Genomic DNA, 11,731 nt, shown 5'->3' with positions numbered 1-11,731 from the left:
CCGTCACGGTCAGCCAGACGCCGCTGGAGGGTTGTTGCTCTCGTTGGACTCGGAGATGGCGTTGGCGTAGTCCGCCACCGCGCCGATGTAATAGCTGCCGGCAGCCCAACCGGTGGTGTCGACGGTGAAAGTCTCGGTCCGGCCGGTATTGGCGGCGAGTGACCCGTTCGAGTCGGTGCCGACCCGTGTGTCGCTGGTTGAAATGGTGCTGTCGCTCGACCGGTAGATGCCGGTCACCGAGGACGGTGCGCTGTCGAGGCCGAAGTTGCTGAGACGGTAGGTGAGCGTGACGCTGCCGCCCGCGACGATGCTGGAGGCGCTGAGGGTCGGCGGATAGGAGTCGCCGGCGTTCTGCACGTCAAGGTCGGGCATAGCCACCCCCAAAAAAGACGCATTGCCAAACCAGGAGATTCTATACTATTCGTTGATTCTGTCGAGGAGATTCGTCGCTTGGTTGTCTCCGAGAGGCGACGCGTTGGGGCGACGTAGGTCAACGCTTTTCAGGAATGGCTGTAGGGGCTCGGAATCATCGGCGCTCTTGGAGAATTCGAGCGCGGTTTCATCCAAAAGCGCACCGGCGCCGGTCTCGATGCCACACGAGCCCGCGGTCGTCCGGGCGGCTGAGTCAAGTCCGTCGAAGGCATAGGCTGCGTGGCGACGTGGATGGCCGGGACTTCGCCCGGCCATGACGGTAGGGGTGGCGGTGTTCAGGCGCCAATGTAATGCTCTGAAGCCTCAAATCCCGGACATACGGAAATGCCGACGACCGATCCCAAGATCCTGGACATGTCCCAACGGGTGAGCTTTGCAGACGAGGCCGCCGCTGCCTGGGCCGAATACCAGGAGACCGGCCTTCACCTGACACAGCAGGAAATCGAAACCTGGCTGGACAGTTGGGGCACCGACGCCGAAACCGAAGTTCCCCGCTGCCACAAGTAGCGCGCTACGCCCTGAAATACGCCCCGCAACTGCCGCAGACGACGTCGACATAGAAGTCGGTGTTCAGGCCCATGGTCCGGCCGACATGGCCGCACCAGGGGCATTGGACATAGTCGCTGTACCAGTCCTGGAGTTCGACGCCGTCGATCGGGCGCGGGCGCGACAGCAGGAGCCCCAGGCGGGCCATGTCGATGGCGCCTTCGTCCACAGGATCGATTTTCACCCCGCGCCGGATTGTGGTGCCGCCGCCCGATTCGCTCGTCGCCATGTCCCGGGGGCCTCCCGCCCGTCGATAGACGAAACCAGCATGCCGTGCCGCGCGGCTTCGCGCTATGAATTCGCTCACAGCCAACAGGCCGGCGTCTGTCGCAGTTTGCCGATCACGCTGCTACACTCCGGCCCGTCAATAAGGGGGAAACTCAATGACCACCGACCGTTCGCTGTTGAGCCACTATCTGGGCATCGCGCCGTCCACGCGCGAGGAAGGCGTGCTGCGCCTGCTGCTCGAGACGGCGATTCGCACGGTCGATGCCGCCGAAGGCTCGGTCCTGGCCTATGACCACGATGCCAATGACCTGCGCTTCGTGATGGTCGCCAACGGCCCCGGCTCGCTGATCGGCCAGCGCGTGCCGATCGGCGCCGGCCTGACCGGCCTCGCCGCCCTGACCCACGAAGTGCAGATCGGCGCGCCGACCTTCAAGACCGTGGACGATGCCAACAAGGCGACCGGCGTCGAGGGCGAGCCCAGCGCGGTCATCGCCGCCCCCATGGTTTCGGGCGACACCCTGATCGGCGTGCTGACGGCGGTGCGCTTCAAGAGCGGCCACCGCTTCACCACCGACGACGGCCGCGCCTATGGCAATTTCGCCACCGTCGCCGCCCTGATGCTGGACCAGCACAACCGCCTGCGCAGCATGACCGGCGACCGCGGCGGCGAACTCACCACCGCCGGCGGCTATGGTCCCGAGGAAGCCCGCATCCTCAACGCCCTGGGCACGGTGGCCCGGACCCGGCCCGACCGGCTGCCCCGCCTCGCCCAATTGTTCGAGCAGATGGTCGACATCGCGTCCTGAGGCCGCATGAACATGCCGCCTCGGTTCCTTCTTGAAGCATCCGCGATCGACTTCCGCGATCTGGCTACCCGAGAGCTCGAGCCGGTGGAGGTTGCCGTCATCGATTCAGGGGTGGATGCCACCCATCCCGACCTGGCCGGCCGGGTGGTCAGTCAATGGACCGTGGAAGGCGATGTGGGCCAGCTTGCCGTGCAGCCCCTGGGCACGGGGATCAACAACGACACTTTCGGCCACGGCACCGCGGTCGCCGGCATCATCGCGCGCATGGCGCCCAATGCCCGGATTCACGACATTCGCGTGCTCGACGCCCGCAACAAGGGCGATCCCACCGCCTCGCTGGTCGCCTTCCGCCACATCCTGGCCCAGCGCCTGCGCCTGGTGAACATGAGCCTGGCCATCCCGGCCTCGCAGCGCGAGCCGCTCTACAAGCTGTGCGAAAGCGCCTATCAGCGCAACCAGGTGGTGGTCGCGGCCAAGCGCAACGTGCCGGTCACCGACGAAGGCCTGCCGGCGGAATTCTCCAGTGTGATCTCGGTCGACAATCACGATCTGCCCTCGTCCTACGAGGTCGATTTCATCGGCCAGGGCCTGATCGAATTCGCCGCCCTGGGCAACGAGTTGACCGTGCCGGCGCCGGGCGGCGGCTATACGGTGAAGACCGGGACCAGCTTTGCCACCCCCACGGTCTGCGCCATGTGCTGCCTGTTCCTGGGGCGCTGGCCGGAATTGCGTCAGTTCGAACTGAAAACCATCCTGAAGGCGCGCGCCGATGGCATCGATTGACAATCCGCCGCCCGGAGCCCTCAAGGGCGAGATCCCGCCAGGTGCCGTCCTGAAGGGCGGGCCGACGCCCGGCCCGGGTCCGGGTCCACAGGGCATTCCCCTGCCCCTGGCCGGCGCGCCCAAAGGTGCCCCGCCCGGGGCCATGCCGCCGCCGGGTGCCATGAAGGGCATGCCGCCGGCCGGCGGCATGAAGGGGCCGATGGGGGGCTTTCCGGGCCTGCCCTTCCCGCCGACGCCGATGAACTTTGGCAAGCTGGTGCGCTGGGCCTTGATGCTGGCGCGCTCGGCCCCTTGCCGTTCCTGCTCTCGGTCGGCATCGGCGCCCTGGTGAACGGCCTCACCCCCTATACCCAACAGGTGCTGGTGTCGCTGACCTCGGCCCTGGAAGGCAAGCCGGGGCCCGGCGGCAATATCGTCGACCCGCGCATGATGGCCCTGCTCTATGCCGTGCTGGCGGTGGTGGTGATCCTGCTCTCCATGGCCAGCAAGCTGATCACCACCTGGTCGAACGAACGCATGTTGGTCACCCTGCGCGGCCTGCTCCACGACCGCATGCTGCTGCTGGGGCCGATCTTCCACGGCAAGGTGACCGGCCCGCAACTGGTCCAGATCATCAACAATTTCTCGGCCGGCGCGCAGTTCACCCTGCGCGAGATCCTGGCCTATCCCTTGACCCGCGGCGTCGGCCTGGTGACCGCCGGGGTCTTCCTGGCCGACAACCTGGCCGCCTTCGCCGGCATTCCGCCGTTCATGCGCTGGGTCCTGCTGGCCCTGGTGGTGATCATCCCGCTGATCGGCTGGAAGCTGTCGGGCGTGGTCGGCCGCGCCTTCGAGCAGGTCCGCGCCGAGGAGGCGGCCTTCGCCGACGAGCTGGGCAATTCGACCGCCCAGCCGCTGGAAGTGCAGTTGATGCGTGCCCATGCCCAGCGCTCGCGCTCGATCGCCGAGCGCCTGACCTCGGTCATGCGGGCGAAACTGCGGGCGACCCTGCGACGCGAGGCGGCCCAGCAGTTCCAGGGCTCGATGTCGACCATCCTGACCACGGTCATCCTGATCTATGCCGCCTTCTCCTTCGATGCCTCGACGCCGGTCGGCGCCCTGCTGGGCCTGATCTTGATGGTGCCGCTGGTGGTCGGGCCGATCCAGGAACTGGTGACGTTCTTCACCGGCCTGTCGGTGAACTGGCCGATGATCCGCCCGGTGGGCGAGATCATCGACGCCAAGCCGGAAATCGAGGATGCCGCCGCTGCCCGGGATATCGCCATCACGCAACGCTCGGCCGAGCTGAAGAATGTGATCTTCGGCTACCCGCCGGCCAAGACGCCGATCATCCTGAACGGGGTCAGCCACAAGTTCCGGGCCGACGCCATCACCGCCATCGTCGGCGGCTCGGGCTCGGGCAAGAGTTCGATCATGCGCCTGCTGGTGCGGCTCTACGACCCGCAGAACGGCGATGTCATGCTCGGCGGCCAGCCGGTCGCGGCCTATACGCTCGAATCCCTGCGCCGCCAGGTCGTCACCCTGTCCCAGTTTCCGCTGATGCTGCTGGGCTCGCTGCGCAAGAATTTCGAGCTGGTGAAGGCCGACATCACCGATGACGAGATCACCGCCGCCCTGCGCCGGGTCGGCGTGTGGGACGCCCTGGTGAAGATCCAGGGCAACCCACTGGAGATCCCGGTGACCCAGGCGGCCGGCACCGGCACCCTGTCGGGCGGCCAGCGCCGCCTGGTGGCCTTGGCTCGCGCCCTGGTCCTCAACCCGGCGATCCTGCTGCTGGACGAACCATCCACCGGCGTCGATGTGGAATCCACCTCGCGCCTGGTCTCGGTGCTGAAGGAGCTGGCGCGCGACGTCACCATCATCATGGTGGAACATGACGTGGACTTCGTCACGGCCGTGGCCGACGAGGTGGTGTGCATCGAGAACGGCGGCTTTGTCGCGACCGGCTCGCCCCAGGCCCTGCTCGCCCAGGGCGGCAACCTGTTCGCCCGCTTCGTCGACGCCCGCCGCCGCGCCACCTCGACCGAGCACCTGGACATCGAGCGCGTGCCCCTGCCCGACATCGCCAAGAGCAGCCCGACGCCGAAGCTGGCCCCGCCGATGGGAGGCAAGATGTGAGGCGAACGGCCACTACACTCAGGTGTCATCCCGGCGAAGGCCGGGATCCATTGCGACATCGCGTGCTGGCCCAGAATGGATCCCGGCCTTCGCCGGGATGACACCTGTGGGGTCTACCGCCCCGCTTGCTGCTGGGCCTTTACATGGTCGCGCCAGCGCACCGCCTCGGCGGCGAGGTTGGCGGCGACGCGGTCGTTGCCCATCTCGCGTTCGGCCTTTTCCAGGTCGCCCAGGGCGGTCAGGAAATCCTCGACCAGGCCTAGGTTCCGCGTCTCGTTGACCAGGCTGCGCATGGCCTCGACCGAGGTCACCAGATGGGGATGCGCCTCGTAGGGTTTGCCGGACACGACCAGCGCCCGGCCCAGCCGGTTGGAGGCGGCGGCGTGGACGTTGAACAGCATGGGCGGCAGGTTGCCGTCGGTCGCCTGGGCGATCTCGTGCAGTTCGGCTAGGCAGGTTTCCAGTTCCGCCACCGCGGCATCCGGATTGCCCAAGCTCAGGTGCAGGCGACCCAGGGCATTGCGGGCCGAAGCGAGGCCCGCCCGCTGATCCGGCAGGTCGTTGCGGCCGATCAGGCCGGCGCGGCGGGCAACCGCCTCGCCCTGTGCGTCGCGCGCCTCTTCCCGCCTGCCCAGGGTCTCGTAGGAGGCGGCACGGGCTTGCGCCAGATCGGCCTGCAGCGGCGCCCCCAGGCCACGACCGTCGCCCTTGGTCGCGGCGATCCGGGCCGAGGCGGCAATCGCCCGGTCGATTGCTTCCTCGTGCCGGTTGGAGGCTTGGAGCACACGTACCGAGAGGAAGCCCAGGATCGCCGATTCGATGCCGAAATCGGCCAGACCCGGCAGATCCCACACCTCATCGAGCACGGCGGCGGCCTCGGTTGCCAGCCGCCTCGACATCAGGGCATCTACCAGCCGGCGGCTGCCGTCCAGCAGCCGCGCCGCGACGGCGGCATCGGGCGCCTTCTCCAGTTCGATCTTGGCCTGGGCGACCATAGCTTCCAGGGGGCTGAGTTCGGGATCGGCGGCGGTGGCGGACATGAACAACCTCATCAGCGGCTGGGAGCTATGCCCAACCTTAAGGTGCTTCGGGCTTGGCCCTGGGCGCGACAGGCCTCAATATGCCCATCGGATGGCATTGCGCCAAGGACGGGGGCATGAACGAGCAAGAAAGAGCGAAGCGACGCACGCTTTTGGCGCGTCACTTCCTGTTGCGTGATGTACCCGAAAAGGTGCTGGACGATCTGATCGGATTTTCCACGATCCGCCGCTTCGGCGACGACGAGCTGATTTTCGCCAAGGGCGACGACGGCGACGGCCTCTATGGCATTCTCGAAGGCCAGGTGCGCATCTTCGCCGGCGATGCCGAGGGGCGGGAGATCACCTTGAACCTGCTGGAAGGCGGCGACCTGTTCGGCGAAATCGCCCTGATCGACGGCAAGGCGCGTTCGGCCGATGCCGCCGCCATGGGGCCGACCACCCTGCTCCATATCCCGCGGCGGCAGTTCGTGCCCTATATGCACGCCAATCCCGACCTGTGCTTCTCCCTGCTGGAAATCCTGTGCGCCCGCGTGCGCTGGACCAGCAGCGTGATCGAGGATCGCGCCTTCCTGCCGCTCGAGGCGCGGCTGGCCAAATGGCTGGTCAGCCTGGCGGAAAGCTCGGCCGAAAAACTCGAAAGCGGCGCGCTGCGCCTGCGCCTGAAATTGTCCCAGCGCGAGTTGGGGGCGCTGGTGGGCACATCCCGCGAGGCCGTGAACAAGCAGTTCGCGACCTGGCGCGATGCCGGCCTGATCAGCATGGACAAGGGCACGATCGTCTTGAACGCGCCCAATGATATGCGGGCGATCGTCGATCTCGCCTGAGAGGATTTGGGACCTGAACGAATGTCTGCCGAGGCTGTCGACGATGTCCTGCGTGCCGTGCGCGCCGCCCGCAAGCGGGGCGAACTGTTCGAGGCCTTCGATCTCGCCCGCACCGCGATCGATGAGCATGGCTTCGACTCCCGCCTCGCCTTCGAGGCGGTGCTGTGCCTCGCCCGCGCCGGGGCCAGCGAACTGGCCCACCGCCGCTACGAGGAATACGGCCTCAACCCGGACTTGGGACTCGACTATGCCACCCTGATCGGCCGCATCCTGAAGGACGAGGCCCTGGCCCTGACCGGCGAGGAGCGGCGGCTGAAGCTGCACGAGGCGGCCTCCTCCTACCGCGCGGCCTATGTCCGCTATCCCGACTACTACCCGGCGATCAATGCGGCGACCTTGTACCTGCTGGCCGGCGACGAGGTGAATGCCAAGGGCTTTGCCGAACTGGCCCAGCGCCACCTGAAGCCCGCGGCCGATGCCCCTGCCCGGCCGCTCAACTTCTGGGAACTGGCAACCACCGCCGAGGCGGCGCTGATCCTGGGCGATACCGCAACCGCCGGCGACGCCGTGGCCCAGGCCATGACCCTGCCCGACCTGGACCTGACCGAGATCGCCTCGACCAGGCGGCAATTGCGCCTGGTGATCGGCGCGCGCGGCCTGGACAAGGCGATCCTGGCGCCGATGACGCCCCCGGCGGTCGCCCATTTCACCGGCCATCGCCTGACCCCCTGGGGCCGGCCCGGCCGCTTCCCCGCCGCCATGGAGGCAGCGGTTGCCGCGGGTATCCGCGACGCGGTGGCGCGCTACAAGGTCAAGGCCGGTTACGGCTCGCTGGCCTCGGGCGCCGACATCCTGTTCGCCGAGGCGATCATCGAGGCCGGCGGCGAGGTGCATGTGGTCCTGCCCTTCGCCTACGAGGACTTCGTCCGTACCTCGGTCGCCGATTCCGGCCCCGCCTGGGTCGAACGCTTCGAACGGCTGATCCATCACCCGCGCATCCGGGTGAGCCTGGCGACCTTCGACCCGTTCCTGGGCGACGACGATATTTTCGGTTATGCCGCGCGCTATGCCATGGGCCTTGCCGTGATGCGGGCCGACATGCTGGGCGGGCCGGCGGTGCAACTGGCGGTGTGGGACGGCGTCGCATCGGCCGGGCCGGCGGGTACGGCGGCCGATGTCGCCTTCTGGCGCGACGAACTGGGGCGCGACTGCGACGTCATCTGGCCGGGCGAGGTCGCCGGGGCCGCCCAGATGCTGACCGCCGAGGCCTGCGCCCCGGCGGCCAACGGCGTCGCCGCCGTGCCGGCCCAGTCGGTGGTGGAGCCTGGCGCGCGGGTGCCGTCGCGCGTGCTCCGCGCCCTGCTGTTCTGCGACGTCAAGGGTTTCTCGAAGCTGAACGACGTGACCATCCCCGCCTTCTTCCGGGAAGTGATGGGCAAGCTGGCCCGGGCGACCAAGCGCCACGACAATGGCGTGCTGTTCAAGAATACCTGGGGCGATGCCATCCACACCGTGATGCGCGACGCCCCCTCGGCCGCGGCCCTGGCCCTGGATTTCCAGGACGAGATGGGCAGGATCGACCTGGCCAAGCACGGCCTGCCCGAGGGCCTGGCCCTGCGCGTGGGCGGTCACATGGGGCCGATCTATTCGGGCTGGGACAATGTGCTGGAGGAGGAGACCTTCTTCGGCGCCCAGGTAACCCGTTGCGCCCGCATCGAGCCGATCGCCTTCACCGGCAAGGTCTTCGTCTCGGAAGCCTTCGCCGCCGAACTGGCGCTGACCTCGCGCGATTTCAGTTCGGAATATGTCGGCACCATCCCGACGGCGAAACAGTTCGGCCGCATGCCGATGTACCTGCTTCGCCGCCGGCGGTGACGACTACCGCTTGCGTGTCAGCAGGGCATTGACCTCGCCGACGATGCCGCGCCGGAAGGCCAGCACGCAGACCACGAAGATCGCGCCGATGATCATGGTGACCGGCAGGCCCGAGGTGGCGAGGAAATGCTCCAGCGTCACCACCAGGGCACCGCCCACGGCCGGGCCAACCAGGGTGCCGACGCCGCCCAGCAGGGTCATCAGGATGACCTCGCCCGACATCTGCCAGGTCACGTCGGTCAGCGAGGCGAGCTGGACCGAGATCGCCTTGGTGCCGCCGGCGACGCCGGCCAGGGCCGCCGACAGGCCGAAGGCGAAGAGCTTGAAGCGTTCGACCTTGTAGCCCAGCGAAATCGCCCTGGGCTCGTTCTCGCGGATCGCCTTCAGCACGTTGCCGAAGGGCGAATGGACGATGCGCCAGATCAGGGCAAAGCACAGCAGGAACACCGCCAGCACGAAGTAATACATGACCAGCGGTTCTTCCAGGCTGATCAGGCCGAAGAGATGGCCGCGCGGCACGCCCTGGAGGCCGTCTTCGCCGCCGGTGATGGAGCCCGCCTGGATCGCGACGAAGAAGATCATCTGGGCGATCGCCAGGGTGATCATGGCGAAGTAGATGCCCTGGCGGCGGATCGCCACCCAACCGACGATCAGGCCCAGCGCACCTCCCACCAGGCCGCCGAACAGGATCGCCAGCTCTGGCGTGAAGCCCCAGAACTTGGCGGCATAGCCGGTGGCATAGGCCGCGGCCCCGAAGAACGCGGCATGGCCGAAGGACAGCAGGCCGACAAAGCCCAGCATCAGGTTGAAGGCGCAGGCGAACAGGGCAAAGCACAGCGCCTTCATCACGAAGGCGGGGTACAGGCCAAAGGGCGCGATCAGCAGCAGGCCGACCAGGACGACGGTGATGGTGAGGGTGGTGTTCTTCGACATGCTCAACGCTCCCGCCCGAACAGGCCCGCCGGGCGCAGCAACAAGACGACGACCATGATGACGAAGACCACGATATTGGACGCTTCGGGCAGGAATACCTTGGTCAGGCCTTCAAAAATGCCCAGCATGTAGCCGGACACCACCGCGCCGAAGATCGAGCCCATGCCGCCGATCACGACCACGGCAAAGACCACGATGATCAGGTTGGAGCCCATCAGCGGGTTGACCGAATAGATCGGCGCCGCCATCACCCCGGCAAGCCCCGCCAGGGCCACGCCGGCGCCATAGGTCAGGGTGATCATGGCCGGCACGTTGATGCCGAAGGCCTGGACCAGCCGGGGGTTTTCGGTCGCCGCGCGCAGATAGGAGCCCAGCCTGGTCTTCTCGATGGCGAACCAGGTGGCAAGGCACACGACGATCGACAGCAGCACGACCCAGCCGCGGTAGAACGGCAGGAACATGAAGCCGAGATTGGTGCCGCCCGCCAGTTCCGCCGGCGTCGCATAGGGCAGGCCCGAGACGCCGAATTGGTGGCGGAAGGCCCCTTCCAGCAGCAGGGCCAGGCCGAAAGTCAGGAGCAGGCCGTAGAGATGGTCGAGCTTGTAGAGGCGCGACAGCATGGTCTTCTCGATCAGCATCCCGAAGGCACCGACGACGACGGGGGTGATGATCAACGCCCACCAGTAGCCCAGGCCCAGCTTGTTCAGCAGGAACCAGGCCACGAACGCCCCGACCATATAAAGGGCGCCGTGGGCGAAATTGATCACGTTCAGCATACCGAAGATCACGGCAAGCCCGAGGCTCAGCAGGGCGTAGAAGGAGCCATTGATGAGCCCCAGCAGAAGCTGGCCGAACAAGGCCTGGGGGGAACACCGATCAGGTCGAACATGCGTTTCGTTCCGTCGTCGTCGGGCGTTTCACCTCGCTGGTTACTGTACGAGCGGGCAGCCGGACTTCGCCGGATCCTGGAACGCCTGGGCGCCCGGGACCGTCTTGACCAGCTTGTAGATGTCCCATTCGCCGGTCGACTCGGACGGCTTCTTCACTTCCATCAGGTACATGTCGTGAATCACGCTGCCGTTGGCGCTGATCTTGCCGTCGTGGATGACGGCGTCCTTCACCGGGTTTCCCGCATCTTGGCCGCAACCACGGCACCTTCGTCGGTACCGCTGGCCTTGACCGCATTGAGGTAGTGCAGGGTGCCGGAATAGACCGCCGCCTGGACCATGGTCGGCATCTTGCCGAACTTGTCGAAAAACTTCTTGGAGAAGGCGCGGGTCTCGTCGTCCAGGTCCCAGTAGAAGCCGGTGGTGACGGTCAGGCCCTGGCCCAGTTCCAGGCCCAGCGAATGAATGTCGGTGTCGAAGGCGAGCAGCGCGACGAGCTTCTGGCCACCCGAGACGATGCCGAATTCAGCCGCCTGCTTCACCGAGTTGATGGTGTCCTGGCCGGCATTGGCGAGCGCGATCACCTTGGCGCCCGACGCCTGCGCCTGGAGCAGGAACGAGGAGAGGTCGGACGACGGGAACGGGTGGCGGACCGAGCCGACCACCGTACCACCCAGTTCCTTGACCACGGCCATGGCGTCGGCCTCGAGGCTGTGACCGAAGGCGTAGTCGGCGGTCATGATGAACCAGGTGTTGCCGCCTTCGGCAATGATTACCGGCGGCGTCACATGGGCCAGCGCATAGGTGTCGTAGATCCAGTGGAAGCCGGTCGGCGAGCATTCCTTCTGGGTCAGGCGGACGGAAGCGGCACCGGTATTGATGGTGACGATGCCCTTTTCCTTGCCCACGCCCTGTACCGCCAAGCCGGCGGCCGAGTTGACCAGGTCGACCATGACGTCGGCACCCTTGGTGTCGATCCACTCGCGCGCCACGTTGGCGGCGATGTCGGCCTTGTTCTGATGGTCGGCGCTGAGGATTTCGATCGGCTTGTCGAGCACCTTGCCGCCGAATTCGGCAACCGCCATTTCGGCCGCCAGGATCGAGCCCTTGCCCGAAATATCGGTGTAGACGCCCGACAGGTCGGTCAGGACACCGATCACCACCTTGTCGCCGGAGACCCCGGCCGCCATGGCCGAGCCGGTCAGGAACGCCGACAGCGCAACGCCCGCAAGCAATGCCTTCTTGAACATGTCATCCTC

The 11,731-nt window shown here is 66.8% G+C and carries 14 protein-coding genes; 7 read left to right on the top strand and 7 right to left on the bottom strand.

Annotation, left to right across the window (positions count from 1 at the left end; all coding sequences use genetic code 11):
• Positions 1-9 precede the first annotated feature (9 nt).
• A complete protein-coding gene (locus D3874_RS09760; RefSeq protein WP_119777921.1) occupies positions 10-372 on the bottom strand; it encodes a CARDB domain-containing protein in 363 nt (120 codons plus the stop codon).
• Positions 373-756: 384 nt separating this feature from the next.
• On the opposite strand from D3874_RS09760, the gene D3874_RS09750 reads away from it, so the two are divergent.
• Complete coding sequence (locus D3874_RS09750) at positions 757-939, top strand: hypothetical protein (RefSeq protein WP_199699005.1); 183 nt, start codon at positions 757-759, stop codon at positions 937-939.
• Between the two features lie 4 nt (positions 940-943).
• Here D3874_RS09750 and D3874_RS09745 read toward each other — a convergent pair whose 3' ends face one another.
• A complete protein-coding gene (locus tag D3874_RS09745; RefSeq protein WP_119777920.1) occupies positions 944-1,207 on the bottom strand; it encodes a hypothetical protein in 264 nt (87 codons plus the stop codon).
• 154 nt (positions 1,208-1,361) lie between these two features.
• Between D3874_RS09745 and D3874_RS09740 the strand changes: the two genes are divergently transcribed.
• From D3874_RS09740 to D3874_RS09725, 4 genes are all read left to right on the top strand, one after another.
• A complete protein-coding gene (locus D3874_RS09740; RefSeq protein WP_119777919.1) occupies positions 1,362-2,012 on the top strand; it encodes a GAF domain-containing protein in 651 nt (216 codons plus the stop codon).
• Positions 2,013-2,096: 84 nt separating this feature from the next.
• The gene (locus D3874_RS09735; RefSeq protein WP_158595920.1) at positions 2,097-2,795 is read left to right on the top strand and encodes a S8 family serine peptidase; all 699 of its coding nucleotides are present in this window, start codon (positions 2,097-2,099) and stop codon (positions 2,793-2,795) included.
• Positions 2,782-3,126 carry a hypothetical protein gene (locus D3874_RS31140; RefSeq protein WP_119777917.1) on the top strand — a complete coding sequence of 115 codons (345 nt, stop codon included), beginning with the start codon at positions 2,782-2,784 and terminating at the stop codon, positions 3,124-3,126. Before D3874_RS09735 ends, D3874_RS31140 begins: the two co-directional genes overlap by 14 nt.
• Positions 3,087-4,913 carry an ATP-binding cassette domain-containing protein gene (locus tag D3874_RS09725; protein WP_119777916.1) on the top strand — a complete coding sequence of 609 codons (1,827 nt, stop codon included), beginning with the start codon at positions 3,087-3,089 and terminating at the stop codon, positions 4,911-4,913. Before D3874_RS31140 ends, D3874_RS09725 begins: the two co-directional genes overlap by 40 nt.
• A gap of 113 nt (positions 4,914-5,026) precedes the next feature.
• On the opposite strand, the gene D3874_RS09720 is transcribed toward D3874_RS09725, so the two are convergent.
• Positions 5,027-5,953, bottom strand: coding sequence for a tetratricopeptide repeat protein (locus tag D3874_RS09720; protein WP_158595919.1), 927 nt, complete (start codon positions 5,951-5,953; stop codon positions 5,027-5,029).
• A gap of 116 nt (positions 5,954-6,069) precedes the next feature.
• Here D3874_RS09720 and D3874_RS09715 point away from each other — a divergent pair, with 116 nt between their 5' ends.
• Positions 6,070-6,777 (top strand): Crp/Fnr family transcriptional regulator, encoded by a 708-nt coding sequence (locus D3874_RS09715; protein WP_158595918.1) that lies wholly within the window; start codon positions 6,070-6,072, stop codon positions 6,775-6,777.
• A 21-nt stretch (positions 6,778-6,798) separates the two neighbouring features.
• Entirely contained in the window at positions 6,799-8,652 is a 1,854-nt protein-coding gene (locus D3874_RS09710) for an adenylate/guanylate cyclase domain-containing protein (protein WP_119777913.1), read from the top strand.
• A gap of 3 nt (positions 8,653-8,655) precedes the next feature.
• Here D3874_RS09710 and D3874_RS09705 read toward each other — a convergent pair whose 3' ends face one another.
• From D3874_RS09705 to D3874_RS09695, 4 genes are all read right to left on the bottom strand, one after another.
• A complete protein-coding gene (locus D3874_RS09705) occupies positions 8,656-9,585 on the bottom strand; it encodes a branched-chain amino acid ABC transporter permease (RefSeq protein ID WP_119777912.1) in 930 nt (309 codons plus the stop codon).
• Between the two features lie 2 nt (positions 9,586-9,587).
• Positions 9,588-10,442: a branched-chain amino acid ABC transporter permease gene (locus tag D3874_RS09700; protein WP_119777911.1), complete on the bottom strand. Its 855-nt coding sequence runs from the start codon at positions 10,440-10,442 to the stop codon at positions 9,588-9,590.
• A gap of 72 nt (positions 10,443-10,514) precedes the next feature.
• Positions 10,515-10,706: a hypothetical protein gene (locus D3874_RS31550; protein WP_338016699.1), complete on the bottom strand. Its 192-nt coding sequence runs from the start codon at positions 10,704-10,706 to the stop codon at positions 10,515-10,517.
• On the bottom strand, positions 10,703-11,722 hold the full coding sequence (locus D3874_RS09695) for an ABC transporter substrate-binding protein (protein ID WP_338016698.1): 1,020 nt from the start codon (positions 11,720-11,722) through the stop codon (positions 10,703-10,705). The genes D3874_RS31550 and D3874_RS09695 overlap by 4 nt, the downstream gene beginning before the upstream one ends.
• Positions 11,723-11,731: the final 9 nt, after the last annotated feature.

Origin of the sequence: Oleomonas cavernae (assembly GCF_003590945.1) — a bacterium.
GTDB lineage: Bacteria > Pseudomonadota > Alphaproteobacteria > Zavarziniales > Zavarziniaceae > Zavarzinia > Zavarzinia cavernae.
The sequence above is the reverse complement of the archived record's forward strand: the minus strand, read 5'-3'. Positions and strand labels throughout refer to the sequence as shown.

Coding starts and splice junctions, on each gene's coding strand:
- D3874_RS09750 (WP_199699005.1), top strand. CDS start 757: ATGCCGACGACCGATCCCAAGATCCTGGACATGTCCCAACGGGTGAGC.
- D3874_RS09760 (WP_119777921.1), bottom strand. CDS start 372: ATGCCCGACCTTGACGTGCAGAACGCCGGCGACTCCTATCCGCCGACC.
- D3874_RS09745 (WP_119777920.1), bottom strand. CDS start 1,207: ATGGCGACGAGCGAATCGGGCGGCGGCACCACAATCCGGCGCGGGGTG.
- D3874_RS09710 (WP_119777913.1), top strand. CDS start 6,799: ATGTCTGCCGAGGCTGTCGACGATGTCCTGCGTGCCGTGCGCGCCGCC.
- D3874_RS09715 (WP_158595918.1), top strand. CDS start 6,070: ATGAACGAGCAAGAAAGAGCGAAGCGACGCACGCTTTTGGCGCGTCAC.
- D3874_RS09705 (WP_119777912.1), bottom strand. CDS start 9,585: ATGTCGAAGAACACCACCCTCACCATCACCGTCGTCCTGGTCGGCCTG.
- D3874_RS31140 (WP_119777917.1), top strand. CDS start 2,782: ATGGCATCGATTGACAATCCGCCGCCCGGAGCCCTCAAGGGCGAGATC.
- D3874_RS09720 (WP_158595919.1), bottom strand. CDS start 5,953: ATGTCCGCCACCGCCGCCGATCCCGAACTCAGCCCCCTGGAAGCTATG.
- D3874_RS09740 (WP_119777919.1), top strand. CDS start 1,362: ATGACCACCGACCGTTCGCTGTTGAGCCACTATCTGGGCATCGCGCCG.
- D3874_RS09695 (WP_338016698.1), bottom strand. CDS start 11,722: ATGTTCAAGAAGGCATTGCTTGCGGGCGTTGCGCTGTCGGCGTTCCTG.